The sequence below is a fragment of the Candidatus Hydrogenedentota bacterium genome, assembly GCA_035450225.1.
Lineage (GTDB): Bacteria > Hydrogenedentota > Hydrogenedentia > Hydrogenedentales > SLHB01 > DSVR01.
The window spans coordinates 169,792-184,471 of the sequence record DAOTMJ010000004.1; the positions used below are offsets into that span (position 1 = coordinate 169,792).

Sequence of the window (14,680 nt, forward strand, 5' to 3'; positions counted from 1 at the left end):
CCAGGACGCGAGTCCTGGGTTGGCGTGCGCCGTTCGTCATGCAAGTCCCGAAGGGACGTTTGAATCGGTGTTTTTTTGTTTCTCACACGTCCCTGCGGGACTGACGGGACGTATAACGAGAAACCCCAGGACTAACGTCCTGGGCTATTGTCGAATCGTCCCTAACGGGACTCCAGCCAGGCGAACTCAGTTCTGGCGCGGGACTACGAGGCGAATTCGAGTAGAGGCACGATGTTGAGTTCATTGCGATCATTGTGGGTGGTGTTCAAGCACGCGTTCGACAAGCGCGTGACGGTGCAGTACCCCGAGGAAAAGCCCGTTATTCCGCCGCGCTGGCGCGGGCGGATCGTGCTGACCCGCGATCCCGACGGCGCGGAACGGTGCGTCGCGTGCTACCTGTGCGCGGCGGTATGTCCCACGGACTGCATTTCGTTGCAGGCGACATTCGACGACACCGGGCGGCGCCATCCCGAATTTTTCCGCATCAATTTTTCGCGGTGCATCTTCTGCGGCCTGTGCGAAGAGGCCTGCCCGACCTACGCCATCCAACTCACCCCCGATTTCGAGATGTGCGAGTATAACCGGCAGAATCTCGTCTACGAGAAGGAGCATCTGTTGATTTCCGGGACCGGCAAGTATCCCGATTACAATTTTTACCGCGTGGCCGGCATCGCCATCGGCGGAAAGGGCAAGGGCGAAGCCGAAAACGAGTTGCCGCCCGTGGACGTGCGGAGCCTGTCGCTATGACCTTCGCCTTCTACATAGCCGCCCTCGTCGCGCTAGTCGCCACGCTGCGCGTGATTACCTGTTTGAACGCGGTCCATTCGCTGCTGTATCTCGTCGTGTCTTTTCTGGCGATCTCGCTCGTATTCTTTGCGCTGGGCGCGCCGTTCATCGCCGCGCTAGAAGTCATCGTGTACGCCGGCGCCATCATGGTCCTGTTCATTTTCGTCGTGATGATGCTGAACCTCGGTCCCCGCACCGAGGAACAGGAGCGCGCGTGGCTTCAGCCGCGAATGTGGTTTGGGCCGGCGCTGCTTGCGTTGATACTCCTCGTGGAATGGGTGGCGGTGTTTCGCGACGTGTCGGAGGTCTCCGCGCGATCCGTCTCGCCGGGGCAGGTCAGCCTGGCCCTGTTCGGTCCCTATGTCCTCGCGGTTGAATTGGCCTCGATGCTGCTGCTGGCCGGACTTGTCGGCGCGTATCACCTCGTCCGAAAACAGGAGGATGTCCGATGATGGCGCAGATTCCCCTCGGACATGGCCTCCTGCTGGCGGCCGGGTTGTTCGTTATCGGCTTGACGGGCCTGCTGGTCCGGCGCAACGTGCTGTACATGCTCATGTCGGTCGAGATCATGCTCAACGCCGCCGGACTGGCGTTCATCGTCGCCGGTGCGCGATGGGGGCAGGCCGACGGGCAGGTCATGTTTCTGATTATTCTGGCCACGGCCGCGGCGGAAGTGGCCGTGGGCCTTGCGCTGGTATTGCGGTTCTATCATCAATTCAAGACGCTGGACGCTGACGCGGCCGCGCGGATGCGAGGTTGACCATGCTGGATGCTTTGTGGCTGATCCCTGCGTTGCCCCTCGCCGGATTCCTGATCCTGGCGCTTGGGGGCGGCCGCATGCGCCGCTCCACGATTGCGTGGGTCGGGTGCGGATCGGTCGGACTGTCGGCGGCGATTGCGTTCATGATCGCATACCGTTTCATCGCCACGCCCCCGGAAGGCCACGCCTACACGCAACTCCTTTGGACATGGATGAGCGTGGACGGGCTGGCCCCGCGCATCGCCCTCCACCTCGACGCCTTGTCGCTGATCATGATCCTAGTCGTCGCGGGCGTCGGATTCCTGATTCACGTGTATTCGACCGAATACATGGCGGACGACCCCGCCTATGCGCGTTTCTTCGCGTACATGAACCTGTTCGTCGCCTCGATGCTCATCCTTGTGCTGGCGGACAACCTTGTGCTGCTGTACCTCGGCTGGGAAGGCGTCGGCGTGTGCAGTTTCCTGCTCATCGGGTTCTGGTACGACAACCCCGCGAACGGGCGCGCGGCCCTCAAGGCGTTTCTCGTAACGCGCATCGGCGACACGGCGATGATCCTGGGCCTGTTCCTGTTGTACTGGCATCTGCACACGCTCGACATTCAGGAGCTTATGGCGCGCGCGCGTCACGACTGGCAGCCCGGCATGTTCGCGCCCATGCTCGCGGCGGCATTCCTGCTCGGCGGGGCGGTCGGCAAATCCGGCCAGTTGCCGCTGCAAGTCTGGCTGCCCGACGCGATGGCCGGCCCGACGCCGGTCAGCGCGCTGATTCACGCCGCGACGATGGTCACGGCGGGCGTGTATCTGATCGCCCGCACGCACGTCGTCTTCGAACTGGCCCCGGCCGTCCAGACCGCCGTCGCCGCGATCGGCGCCATCACGCTGCTGCTGGCGGGCAGCGCGGCGCTGGTCCAGCGCGACATCAAGCGCATCCTCGCCTACTCGACCATCAGCCAGATCGGCTACATGTTTCTCGCCCTCGGCGTCGGCGCATGGTCCGCGGCCATCTTCCACCTGTTCACGCACGCCTTCTTCAAGGCCCTGCTCTTCATGGCCGCCGGCGCGATCATCATCAGCCTGCACCATGAGCAAGACATCTTCCGCATGGGCGGTCTCCGCGCTAAATTGCCCTTCGTGTTCTGGACCTTCCTGATCGGCGCGGCGTCGCTCGCGTCCATGCCCTTTGTGACGTCGGGTTTCTACAGCAAGGACCTGATCCTCTACAACGCGTGGATGTCGCAACACGGCGGCGCAATCTTCTGGGCGGCGGGATGGTTCGGGGCGTTCCTGACCGCGATTTATACGTTCCGGATGGTCTTCATCACGTTCTTCGGCGAAGCGCACGGCCATGTCCATTCGCAGCCGCGCCTTCCCATGCGCCTGACGCTCGGCGCCCTTGCCGTTCTGGCGACCGTCGCCGGATTCCTCGAAATCCCGCCGACCCTCGGCAACTGGCCCGCATTCACGCATTTCATGTCGTCGGCGCTGCCCGAGGCACACGCCGGCCACGCGTCGCTGGCCGCGGAGTGGGGATTGCAGATCGCGGCCATCGCCACGGTGCTTGCCGGGCTGGCCGTCGCGTATGTTCTGTTCCTGCGCAGGCCGCAACTCGTCAAGGCATGGTGCGAAACGCCGTGGGGCGCCTCCCTGCACGCGCTCTTGACCGTAGGCTGGGGATTCGACTGGATTTACGACCGTCTGTTCGTGCGGCCGTTCAACGGGATCGCGCACGTCAACCGGAATGATTTCATTGATTCCTTCTACACGTTTGTCGCGTATGCGGCCGCGGGCGGCAACCGCCTGATGGTCAAGACGGAAACAGGCAATTTGCGCTGGTACATGGCGGCCATTGCAATCGGCGCCGCGGCCACGACCGCGCTGGTGGTCTTCCTATGATACTGGTTTGGCTGATAGCGATTCCGATGTTTGCGGGTGTGGCGGCCTGGATGGCCGAACGCCGCGGCCCGAACGCGCCGCGCTGGATTTCGCTGGCCGCGATGGCGGCGGATTTCGTGCTGGCCGCCGTCATTTGGCTTTGGCCGCCGTCAACGGGCGCGTGGCTGGCTCGGTTCGACGCGCCGTGGATCCCGCAACTGGGCATCCACATCAACCTCGGCGTGGACGGCCTTAGCCTGTTGATGCTGTTGCTCAGCGCGTTCATGGGCGTCGCGGCCATCGTGGCGTCGTGGACCGAAATCCGGGAGCGCGTCGGCTTCTTCCACTTCAACCTGATGTGGGTGTTGGCCGGCATCATGGGCGTGTTCATGGCGCTCGACCTGTTCCTGTTCTTTTTCTTCTGGGAAATGATGCTCATTCCCATGTACTTCCTGATTGCCCTGTGGGGACACGAAAACCGCGTCTACGCGGCGGTCAAGTTCTTCATCTTCACGCAACTCAGCGGCCTGATCATGCTCGTGGCCATCGTCTCCCTGTATTTCCACCATGGTCGCGCAACCGGCCAGTACACCTTCGACTACACAGTGTTGATGAGGCTTGGTCTGCCGCCGCGGACCGCGCTATGGATGTTCCTTGGGTTCTTCGCGGCGTTTGCCGTGAAACTGCCCGCCGTGCCCGTCCATAACTGGCTACCGGACGCGCATACCGAGGCGCCGACCGCCGGCAGCGTGATCCTCGCCGGCCTGCTCCTCAAGACCGGCGCCTACGGCTTGATCCGCTTCGCCATGCCCCTGTTCCCGGATGGCGCGGCGCTGGTTACGCCCGTCGTCATGGGCCTTGCCGTCGCCGGCATCCTGTACGGTGCGGTGATGGCCTTTGCCCAGCGGGATCTGAAACGGCTCGTTGCCTATTCGAGCGTCAGCCACATGGGCTTCGTGCTGCTCGGCATTTTCGCGTGGAACACGATCGCGTTGCAGGGCGCCGTCATGCAGATGATCTGCCACGGTCTCGGCACGGGCGCGCTGTTCATGCTCGTGGGCGGGCTGTACGAGCGCGTCCACACGCGCGACATCCGCCTCATGGGCGGCCTGTGGTCCACCGCGCCGCGCATGGGCGGCGTGGCGATGTTCTTCGCGCTGGCGTCGCTCGGTCTGCCCGGTCTCGGCAATTTCGTCGCCGAATTTCTCGTCCTCATGGGATCCTACCGCGAATATCCGTACATGACGGGCTTTGCGGCGGTCGGGCTTGTCCTCGGCAGCGTCTATTCGCTTTGGATCGTGTTGAAGGCCTTCCACGGTCCCAACGCGCTGCAACGTTCAATAGGCGATCTCGTGCCGCGCGAGGCCGCGATTTTCGCCGCGCTGATGGCCGCGCTGGTTTGGTTGGGCCTGTATCCGGCCCCCATATTGAAGACCGCCGAACCAGCCATCCAACACATGCAAATCGTCGGACAACAAGCCCAAATCCATTCGTCCATTCCCCGTTCCGGAGGCGGCGTGCGATGATAACCGTTGCGCAAATACCCACTCTGACGCCGTTGCTGATCGTGACCGCGGGAGCGGTGGGACTTCTGCTCATGTGCGCGACACGGCGCAGTCCGGGGCTGGCGGCGGCATGGACCATCGCGGCGCTGCTCATGGCGGCGATCTCCACCCGGTGGGTGGACGCGGCGGATCGCCAGGTGACGCCGTTGCTGATTATGGATAACTATTCGCTTTTCTACCTGGGTTTGATGTTCCTGGCCACCGCCGCGACCGCCGCGCTGTCGCACGTGTATTGGCGGAACCGGCCGGAGCCGGTCGAGGAATACCATGTGCTCCTTCTGTGCGCCGCGCTTGGAACGGGCGTGATTGTCGCAAGCACGCATTTCGTCTCCTTCTTCATCGGCCTCGAACTCCTGAGCGTGTCGCTGTACGCCATGATTGCCTATTCGCGCCGAAGTGAACCGGGCACGGAGGCCGCGCTGAAATACCTCGTCCTTGCCGCGGGTTCGGCCTCCTTCCTGTTGTTCGGCATGGCGCTCGTCTACGCCGAGACCGGCACGATGTACTTCATGCGTCTTGCCGTGGAGCGCCCCCCGGCCGGCGGGACGGATCATGCGGTGTTCATCATCGGCCTGTCGCTCATGGTGGCCGGCCTGGGCTTCAAACTGGCGCTGGTCCCCTTCCATCTGTGGACGCCCGACGTGTACGAGGGCGCGCCCGCCCCCGTGACGGCCTTCGTCGCTTCGGTGTCGAAGGGCGCCGTATTCGCGTTTCTGCTGCGTTACTTCGTCCTCATTGATGTTCATGCGTATCCGAACCTGGCGCTCGCGTTCGCCGTTATTGCCGTCGCGTCCATGTTCACGGGCAACCTGCTCGCGCTGCGCCAGAACAACGTCAAGCGGCTGCTGGCCTATTCGTCGATCGCCCATCTAGGCTATCTGCTGGTTGCGTTTCTGTCCAGCGGGCCGCTCGCAACCGTCGCGATCGCGTTCTATCTCGCCGCCTACTTCGTGACCAGCCTCGGCGCGTTCGGCGTCATCGCTGTGTTGTCGCGCGCGGGACGCGAACCTGAGCGCATTGACGATTACCGCGGCCTGTTCTGGCGGCGGCCGTGGGTGGCCGGCGTGTTCATCGCGATGCTTTTGTCCTTGGCCGGCATCCCGCTCACGGCGGGGTTCATCGGCAAGTTCTATATTGTGGCCGCCGGCGCGCAGTCCGCGCAGTGGATCCTCGTCTTCGCGCTCGTCGCCAACAGCGCCATCGGGCTTTTCTACTACCTGCGCGTTTTCCTCGCGATCATCGCCGATCCGCCCGATGAAAAAGATCCGGCGGCGGCCCTCCCGCCCGTGGATGGGACCGGCGCGTCCATTCTGGCCTGTCTGGTGTCGGCGCTCGTGCTCCTCGGCGTGTACCCGGGTCCGTTCATCGAGTGGGCCCAGCGCATCGTTTCCCCTCTCGTTGCGCCATGAGCGCGGCGGATTCCCCTCCTCGTTTGCAGCGCAAGGCCAAGGTCGCAATCGCGCTGAACGCCCTGTTCGGCATGGCCGAGGCGTTGTGCTCCGTGTTCGTCAGCGTGTACCTCTGGATCAACAGCCACGATTTCAACATCGTGTTCAAATACTACCTGGCGGTCTACGCGGTAACGCCGGTCCTGTTCGTCCTCGCGGGATGGTACTCGAAGGCGCGCGACCGGCTCCACGCCTATCGCATGGGCTTGGCCATGCACGCCGTGTTCTATGCGGTCCTGCTGCACCTGCGCGAACGGTCGCCGGATCATGCCGTCGTGCTCGGCGCCCTTCTCGGAGCGACATGGGGCGTGTTCTGGGCCGGCGCCAACGTCTTCAATTTCGACGTGACGCCCTACGGGCGCCGCGACTACTATTTCGGAATGCTCTCCGCCGTCAGCGGCGTCGTGAGCCTGATGGCGCCCGTCGTCAGCGGTTTCCTGATCCATTTCGCGCCGACGCCCCATGCCGGATACCACCTCCTCTTCGGCATCGTGATTCTGCTGTACATGGCGTGTTTCGGACTCAGTTTCCTCTTGCCGCGCGACAGCGAGCCGCGGCCGTTCCGCATCATGCGCGCGCTGTTTCCCGGCAAGGATCAGCGCGACTGGCAATGGATCATGTGGGCATCGCTGTCGCTCGCGGGATCGTTCAGCATCTTTCCCTTCCTCCTGTCGCTGCTCATGTACGTGCGCACCGGAAGCGAACTGGGCGTTGGCGGATTCGCCTCGTTTCAGGCGCTCGCCAGCGTCGCCGTCTCCTACTGGGTTGGACGCACCGTGACCGCCCGGACGCGCCGCGCGTACATGCGCCGGGGCGTGGCCATGCTCATGATGGCCGGCGCCATGATGCTGTTCCCGGTCAATATCGTCACGCTCTCCCTGTTCGGCCTGTTCCGCTCCATATCCGGCCCCCTTTTCGGCGTCCCCTATTCGAGCCTGCGGATGGATGTTATCCAGGACTGTGCCGAGGAACCATCGCAACGCATCGAATACATCACCGCATGGGAAATTCCCCTGGCCGTCGGCCGTATCGTTTCGATGACCCTCGCGATGGCGCTGATTGCATGGATCCCCCACAGCGAAATCCCCCTCCGCATCATTCTGTTCCTGCTGTGCGCGATACGCCTTGTCACTTACCAATGCGTCATCCGCATAAGCCACCTACGGATAAGCTGAAAAAATGAAACGGCGGCGAGATTGCCCTCGCCGCCGAACCAAAAACCATTACATCACGATCAAACGGGCGGATCACTGGCATCCGCAGCGGCGCCGCCCTTGTCGGCTCCACGCACCACACCGTCGGCCTGCGTGAAGAAGGACCGGTTGCCGGTCGTTTGATAGGTTACTGGAACTGCGGTCGCGGCATAATTCTGCGTGCCACCGGCCGCGGGCGCACCCAACGTAAACACATAGCCCTGTTTGCCGGTCGCGGCGGTCCAAGAGGCTGCAGTGCCATCAAGGAACGGCGGCGTGGCGGTCGTGAGCGCATCGAAGGTCTGGGCATATTGACTGTTGGCCGAATGGAAGGCCGTCTCGGCGCCATTGATCGTGCGCAGGTTGCCGATGGCGGCGGATTCGTTCGATTGCAGACGCGAACGCAGCAGGTTCGGAATCGCAATCGCGGCGATGATGGCGATGATGGCCACCACGATCATCAGTTCGATGAGGGTAAAGCCGGCACTTTTCTTCATAGGTTATCCTCCTGTTTTGGTCCCTGTTTCCATGACGCCCCGGGAACATCCCAAGGTCATTTTCAACTATGCCTTTAGAAAGCACGGTTCGTGCCAACTTTAAAGAATATTATATAACTCATTATCAAAAAAGAAGTTATACTGATTGATCGCCGGCGTGAAAGCCGACAAGATGCCCTGTCGAACGACAAATGAAGACCCTAATTTACAATTTTTGTCACTGACAAGAGGGGTAGGGGTTGTTCGTTATTTTTCAATAACAATCTGGCAGGAAAATCCCATTTGATCCTTCTGGCCTTTTCCGCACCCTGAAAAAGCCAAGACCTTCGACGACAACTATTTACGCCGTTATTCCTGCCTTTTAAGGCAGTCGAAGGTCCGCGCGCATCGAGAGACAACAGTCTCCGGTTTCGCGATGCTGTGCAGGCGTAACACCCCCACACCCGGCCTTGGCCGGCCCCGGGAAACCGATCCTCCCAAATGCCCGCGGACCTTCACTTTACATGTACTGCGTCAAATCCCGTCGCTTATTTCTTCTTCGCCACGGGCTTCTTCGCCGCAGCCTTCTTCGCCGGTTTCTTGGCTACCGCCTTCTTGGCGGCGGGCTTCTTGGCGGCGGCTTTCTTCGCCGGTTTCTTCGCGGCTGCTTTCTTTGCGGCCATGATGCTTCTCCTTACGTTTCTTGCCTTCGACCCACACTACACACACGTCCGGCATCGTGTCCGCGGCGACTGGCCGCGGCGCCGGTATTCGCGGGAAACGCCCTAAGGCGACTCCCGCGGCGTTATCGGGCGACGGCCCGTTTACGCGCTTGACCCGTGTCGTTACTCCGCGCGAGGCGCGGAGGGCAACGTAAGAAACCCTGGCCCGCATTCAGGCGTCCAGCGTCCCGCAGCCCGCGATGCGCCGACGCCCCCCCGGCCCACACTTTCGACATATAAGAATACTGTACTACACTTACACATAGACCCTCATGTCCACAGATCGTAATGTCGTTGCGTGTGCCGCTACTCCACCAGAATGACCGCACGAAGCACGCCGTTCAGGCCGCCTTGTCCGCGCGCCTTCCCCGCGTCTTCATCGGATCTCCGATGGGCCGCGCGCGATGCGAATCGCGCGCCGTGTTTCCTTCGTGTTCGATTCAACTGTATCCTTCGCTTAGGCTTCCCATAGCAAACATCGAGGAAAAATGCAAGCATTTTTTTTGCATCGTTTCCTGTGTTCCGGTTTTTTTCGCGCAAGGTGTCCGATTTGATCCTCCATGGCGGGCTTCTCGGCGAAAAAAACACGCGGCCTCCTCGCCGCGCAGCGGCGCGCGACAAGGAGGCCGCATCGTTTTCAGCCTTTATTTACGGTCGTTTGCGCGTCACACGCGAGGCGCACAACACCATCGCGCCGCACAACACGCTCAGCGCAATCACGCCGGCCACCGGTGTGCCTTCCGCGACGTTGATGAAGTCGGGCTTCGACAACGTGCTCGCGGATCCCGTCACGGGCGTGACCGTGAGCGAAACCGTGAACGATCCGTTCGACGTGTAGGTGTGCACGGGATTGCGTTCGGTGCTGGTCGTTCCGTCGCCGAAATTCCACGACCATCCGGCGATCGCGGTCGATCCCGGCGTGGACTGATCCGTGAACTGGACCGTCAGTGGATTCGATCCGCTTGTGGGCGCCGCGGAGAATGCCGCCGACGGATTGGTCGCCGGCGAGACGCTCACATAAACGTTCTTGCGCTCGGAATCCGAACCGTTTGCCGTCGTCACGGAAAGCGTTACATCATAGTAACCTGCAAGACTATATGTATGCAGCGGAGCCTGATCCGTGCTGATCGGCGATCCGTCGCCGAAGTCCCACGACCATGCCGTGATGGGCGACGTGCCCGCGAGCGACGTGCTCGCGAACTGGACCGCGAGCGGCGACGCGCCGCTGACTGGGTTGGCCGTGAAGTTCGCCGTCGGCCCCGCCGGGGCGGTCACCGTGACGAGGTTGGACTTGGTCTCGGCATCGCTGCCCGCCGCAGAGGTCACGGTCAGGGTGACCGTGTAGGATCCCGCCGCCTGATATGTGTGCAGCGGCGAGGGTTCCGCGCTGGTAAATCCGTCGCCGAAATTCCACAGCCAAGACGTGACGGGGGATGTGCCCTGGACGGATTGATCCACGAACTGCACCGCCAAGGGCAGGAGTCCGCCGGCTGGACTTGCCGTGAAGGCCGCCACCGGCGCCACAGCGGGCGTAACGGACACATAATCCGGCTTCGTCAGCGAATCGCTGCCCTCGGCCGTCGTTACCGTCAGCGTGACCGAATAGGCGCCCGGCATCGCGTACACGTGCACGGGAGCCGCGAGCGTGCTGGGGGGCGAACCATCGCCGAAATTCCACAGCCAGGCCGTTATGGGTGAACTGCCGGGGAGCGACGCATTGGCGAATTGCACCGACAGCGGGGCCGTTCCGTTCAGGGGACTCGCCGTGAAATCGGCCGTGGGACCGCCCGGCGCCGACACGCCGATATAGGCGGGCTTCGTGGCGGTGTCGCTTCCGGCCTCCGTGGTCACGGTAAGCGCCACGGTATAGGCGCCCGGCGTCGAATAGACATGCGCCGGGGATTGTTCGTCGCTGGTTTGTCCATCGCCGAAAGTCCACGCCCACGACGTGATGGGTCGATCGCCGGCATTCGACATGTCAACGAATTGGACGCTCAACGGGGCCAATCCGCCGGTCGGACTTGCCGCAAATGCCGCGGACGGTCCGCCCGGCGCCGTCACGGTAACCAAGCCGGGCTTGATGATTTGATTGGATCCGACGCTCGTTGTGACCGTCAAGGAAACGTCATAAACGCCTGCCGATGCATAGACATGGCTTGGACTCTGTTCGCTGCTGGCGCCGCCGTCGCCGAAGTCCCACGCCCAAGTCAGAATTTGCGCGCTGCCCGGCTGCGAGACATCGCCGAACTGGACCGTCAGGCCGATCGTCCCTGAAACAGGACTCGCGACAAAATTCGCCGTGGGACCCACGGGATCGCTTACCTGAATATAGTCGGGTTCGTTCCGTGTGCTGCTTCCGAAGGCCGTCGTAACCGTCAGGGAGACACTATACGTGCCCGCCGTGACATACGCATGGCTCGGACTCTGCGTGCTGCTGGTTTCGCCGTCGCCGAAATCCCATAACCACGAGGTAATCGGACTCGTTCCGGGCGTGGACTGATCACCGAACTGGACCACGAGCGGCCGCCCGCCCGAAAGCGGTGTCGCCGTGAATGCGGCGGTGGGGCCGTCCCCCGAGCCGCCCGTGCCCGTGGCGTTGGGAACGTTCACGCTTGCCCCGGCCGCAAGGGTCGTCGTCCACGTCTGGCCCGCGGCCAATTCACCCGGAACCCCGCCGTTGCCGTCAATCAATGCCGGGGGATTGGCCCCGATCACAATGGACACACCCGTCATCGGTTCGGCGCCCGTATTGCGGATGACGATCTGATCGAATCCGCGGAAGACCGACGTGCCATCGGCATTACGGAACACGCGGTATTGAAGGCCATTGTTCGTGTCGAACAAGGGGGATTCCATCCCGTCGTTCCAATAATTCGGCACGCACCAGCCCCGCGTGGCGGGACCTCCCACCAAATTGGGAATCAAGGGGGACATTCCGCCAATCAACGGGTTGTGGGCTTTCAACAGCGGATCGTGCGTCGTGTATCCGCGCACCAGTGAAGCCGTGCCCGCCGCGGGCTTATAGGCATCGCGTGCGGCATCGGTCATGTTGGAAATCACGGTGACGGCGCCGCTGTTGTCCGGGCTGGCGGTCGCGCCGCCATTGGCCGTGATGGTTGCCGAACCGGCCAATACCACCGAGCCGTGCAGTTTGACCATGCCCGGCGTGCCGCGTCCGCCCGCGCCGCCCGCGCCGCCTGCGCCGCCGGCTGCGCCTGCGCGTCCATTGCCGCCCGTGCCACCGCTGCCGCCATCGCCGCCGCCGCCCGAGGCGATATTGAGGTTGAGGATTCCAACTCCGTTGCCGCCCGCAGCCCCGGGCAGGCCGCTGCTGCCGTTGGTCGGACCTTGCGAAGACGACCCCGCCGGATTGCCGTTCCCGCCATTTTCGGGCGAATCCGCGGAAACGTCGAGAGTGCATGGGGACGAAATCCGCAGGAGGCCCTTGGAGGCCAAAATGACGGCGCCGCCGCCGTTCGCGCCTTTGCCGCCCGTGCCGCCATTGCCGCCGGGAGCGCCCGCGCCGCCATTGCCGCCGCTGCCGCCGGTTGCGCCCGCGCCACCGCCCGGCGCTGAATCGGGCCAAGTGGTATTGGCGTTTGCAATACCGTTTCCGCCCGAAGCGGCGCCGCCGCCGCCACCGCCGCCGCAACGGTAATGAATATTAAACAAATCAACGTCATACGCCACGCCGGCGCCACCGCCGCCGCCGCTGCCGCCGGATGCGCCGCCGCCGCCGCCGCCACCACCACCGCCGCCGCCGCCGCTGCCGCCGCCGCCGCCGCCGCCGCCGTTGCCGGCGACCACATTCAATGAATTAGCGATTTGAGCGAGATTGGCAAAGGACGCATCGCCACCGGAAGATGCCGCCGCACCCGCCGTTCCCGCCGTCAAGTCCGCGGGGCCCGGTGAACCGTTGTTCGAAGTACCCGCCACACCGGTCTTGTTGCCGATGCTGGCCGTTACGTCTTTTCCCGCGCCGCCCGCGGCCTGTGCGCCGCCCGCGCCGCCGGAACCGCCCGTGCCGCCCGCGGCTTGTTCACCGCCAACACCGCCCACGCCGCGCAAACCGTTCGATCCGAAGCCGAACGCGCCGAGTTGTCCGGTGTCTCCCGCGCCGCCGGGGCTTCCATTTTGGCCGGGAGTGCCCGCCGTGCCTGCCAAACCCGGAGAACCATCAGCACCGCTTCCCTGGGCCCCGCGAACGACAGTGGCGCCACCGCCAATACCACCGGATCCGCCGGAACCACCCGTGCCGCCGGATCCGCCCGCGCCGCCCGCGCCGCCGGATCCGCCCGTGCCGCCCGCGCCACCCGCGCCGCCGCCGAGCGTGCCGGCCGGAACGGTGATGTTCGCGCCCCATTCCATGTCGCCGCTCGCGGCGATCGAAAGGGGCCGCGACCCCGCCAGGGTAATTGTCGCGCCGGTCACGTTCACATTGGCGAACTCGAACACGGCCACTTCCTCGCCAGTTTCGGGGCGGATATCCGTCCGGGCCAGATACGTTGAACCATCGGCCGTCATCGTGCCTTGCGGCCCGCCCTGGGTTCCGGTATCCACCGAAATGGTTCCGCCGGACATGTTCAAATCGCCCAGATGGCCGTCGCTGTCGTAAATGCTGCCCGCTTCGCCGGCGCCTTCACCGTCCAGATTGATGAGGACCTCCATGCCGGTGGGCACCGTGACCGTCCACGACTGCTTAGGCAGCAGGATGCCGTTGCCGCCGCCCGCGCCGCGAATCAGGCGTTTACGGTTGTCGCCCGCCTTGACGGTGACATTGGCAAGGGTCACGCTAGCGGAATTATTCTTGATGACGACTTGATCGAAGCCATCGAAAATGCTTGGGAAAATCCAGTAGCGCAAATCATCCAGCGTGCCCGTGGGAGGCTGGGCCTCGACTTCGTCCTGATTCCAATAGGAATCCAAGCACCATCCGTTGGTTGCGGGACCGCCGTTCAAATTCGGGATCAGGGGCGATCGGTCGAGGATATATGCGTTGAAACCCTTGAGCAGGGCATCGTTGGTTGTTGCGCCGCGCACCAGATTGGGCGTGCTGGATTTCGGCTGGTTGGCGGCTTGGGCATCCGCGGTCATATTGGACACGAGGGTAAACTTGCCATTTTGTTCCGGCGCGGAACCGCCCGCGTTGTTCGCCACGATCGTCACGCCCTGCGCGCCCTGTGCCACCTTGACCACCGAACCGTGCAACTTTACCATGCCGGGCGCGCCATATCCGCCCGCCGCGCCTTGGCCGCCGGAACCGCCCGCCGCGCCTTGGCCGCCCGCGCCGCCGGAACCGCCCGTGCCGCCCGTGCCGCCCTTCGCCTGCGCCAGACTGAAAGGCAGGACCCCCAAATCGCCCGCCGCGCCGCCCGCGCCGCCGCCGCCACCGGACGCGCCCGCCGTGCCCGCCGCCGAAGCGCCTCCGCCGGCGCCGTTTCCACCAGCCGCCGGTAATCCGGCGGAAATATTGAGATTCACTCCCTCTTTGATTTCAAGCAGTCCGTGCGCTGATAACAACAAACAGCCGCCGCCGGAACCGCCCGTACCGCCCGCGCCGCCATTGCCGCCGATGCCGCCGGAACCGCCCGTGCCGCCATTGGCGCCGCCGCCGCCGGAACCGGCCACGCCGCCCTTGCCGAAAAGACCGAAAATCGCGCTTTCCCCATCGCCGCCTGCGCCGCCGGTCTGACCGGTCCCGGCGCTACCAGCCGAACCTGTTCCCCCCGTGGCGCCGCTCTTGCCGCCGCCACCGCCGCCACCGCCGCCGGAACCGCCGCTGCCGCTGCAACCCGCGCCACCACCACCACCGCCGCCGCCGCCTGACCGCGTTTCCGGGTAGGTGATTCCAAAGAT

The 14,680-nt window shown here is 63.8% G+C and carries 10 protein-coding genes; 7 read left to right on the forward strand and 3 right to left on the reverse strand.

The features are described from left to right. Positions 1 to 231: 231 nt before the first annotated feature. Genes nuoI through P5540_04700 form a run of 7 tightly spaced genes read left to right on the forward strand, consistent with a single transcriptional unit; the run spans position 232 to position 7,608 of the window. Entirely contained in the window at positions 232 to 747 is a 516-nt protein-coding gene (nuoI, locus tag P5540_04670; protein ID HRT64100.1) for an NADH-quinone oxidoreductase subunit NuoI, read from the forward strand. Continuing rightward, entirely contained in the window at positions 744 to 1,238 is a 495-nt protein-coding gene (gene nuoJ / locus P5540_04675; protein HRT64101.1) for an NADH-quinone oxidoreductase subunit J, read from the forward strand. The genes nuoI and nuoJ overlap by 4 nt, the downstream gene beginning before the upstream one ends. After that, positions 1,238 to 1,546, forward strand: coding sequence for an NADH-quinone oxidoreductase subunit NuoK (nuoK, locus tag P5540_04680; protein HRT64102.1), 309 nt, complete (start codon positions 1,238 to 1,240; stop codon positions 1,544 to 1,546). The genes nuoJ and nuoK overlap by 1 nt, the downstream gene beginning before the upstream one ends. Before the next feature lie 2 nt (positions 1,547 to 1,548). After that, complete coding sequence (nuoL, locus tag P5540_04685; GenBank protein HRT64103.1) at positions 1,549 to 3,441, forward strand: NADH-quinone oxidoreductase subunit L; 1,893 nt, start codon at positions 1,549 to 1,551, stop codon at positions 3,439 to 3,441. After that, complete coding sequence (gene nuoM / locus P5540_04690; protein ID HRT64104.1) at positions 3,438 to 4,946, forward strand: NADH-quinone oxidoreductase subunit M; 1,509 nt, start codon at positions 3,438 to 3,440, stop codon at positions 4,944 to 4,946. Before nuoL ends, nuoM begins: the two co-directional genes overlap by 4 nt. Then, complete coding sequence (locus P5540_04695) at positions 4,943 to 6,394, forward strand: NADH-quinone oxidoreductase subunit N (protein ID HRT64105.1); 1,452 nt, start codon at positions 4,943 to 4,945, stop codon at positions 6,392 to 6,394. The genes nuoM and P5540_04695 overlap by 4 nt, the downstream gene beginning before the upstream one ends. 23 nt (positions 6,395 to 6,417) lie before the next feature. Further along, on the forward strand, positions 6,418 to 7,608 hold the full coding sequence (locus tag P5540_04700) for an MFS transporter (protein ID HRT64106.1): 1,191 nt from the start codon (positions 6,418 to 6,420) through the stop codon (positions 7,606 to 7,608). Between the two features lie 59 nt (positions 7,609 to 7,667). Here P5540_04700 and P5540_04705 read toward each other — a convergent pair whose 3' ends face one another. The 3 genes from P5540_04705 to P5540_04715 all read right to left on the reverse strand — a co-directional run. Beyond that, positions 7,668 to 8,123: a prepilin-type N-terminal cleavage/methylation domain-containing protein gene (locus tag P5540_04705; protein HRT64107.1), complete on the reverse strand. Its 456-nt coding sequence runs from the start codon at positions 8,121 to 8,123 to the stop codon at positions 7,668 to 7,670. 527 nt (positions 8,124 to 8,650) lie between these two features. Further along, positions 8,651 to 8,785 (reverse strand): hypothetical protein, encoded by a 135-nt coding sequence (locus P5540_04710; protein ID HRT64108.1) that lies wholly within the window; start codon positions 8,783 to 8,785, stop codon positions 8,651 to 8,653. Positions 8,786 to 9,472: 687 nt separating this feature from the next. Beyond that, positions 9,473 to 14,680 (reverse strand): PKD domain-containing protein (locus tag P5540_04715; GenBank protein HRT64109.1); only part of this gene is annotated, 5,208 nt, incomplete at its 5' end.

Bases quoted from the DNA above. Each gene is read 5' to 3' on its own strand.
- P5540_04710 (HRT64108.1), bottom strand. From the start codon at position 8,785: ATGGCCGCAAAGAAAGCAGCCGCGAAGAAACCGGCGAAGAAAGCCGCC.
- nuoJ (HRT64101.1), top strand. From the start codon at position 744: ATGACCTTCGCCTTCTACATAGCCGCCCTCGTCGCGCTAGTCGCCACG.
- nuoK (HRT64102.1), top strand. From the start codon at position 1,238: ATGGCGCAGATTCCCCTCGGACATGGCCTCCTGCTGGCGGCCGGGTTG.
- nuoI (HRT64100.1), top strand. From the start codon at position 232: ATGTTGAGTTCATTGCGATCATTGTGGGTGGTGTTCAAGCACGCGTTC.
- nuoM (HRT64104.1), top strand. From the start codon at position 3,438: ATGATACTGGTTTGGCTGATAGCGATTCCGATGTTTGCGGGTGTGGCG.
- P5540_04695 (HRT64105.1), top strand. From the start codon at position 4,943: ATGATAACCGTTGCGCAAATACCCACTCTGACGCCGTTGCTGATCGTG.
- nuoL (HRT64103.1), top strand. From the start codon at position 1,549: ATGCTGGATGCTTTGTGGCTGATCCCTGCGTTGCCCCTCGCCGGATTC.
- P5540_04705 (HRT64107.1), bottom strand. From the start codon at position 8,123: ATGAAGAAAAGTGCCGGCTTTACCCTCATCGAACTGATGATCGTGGTG.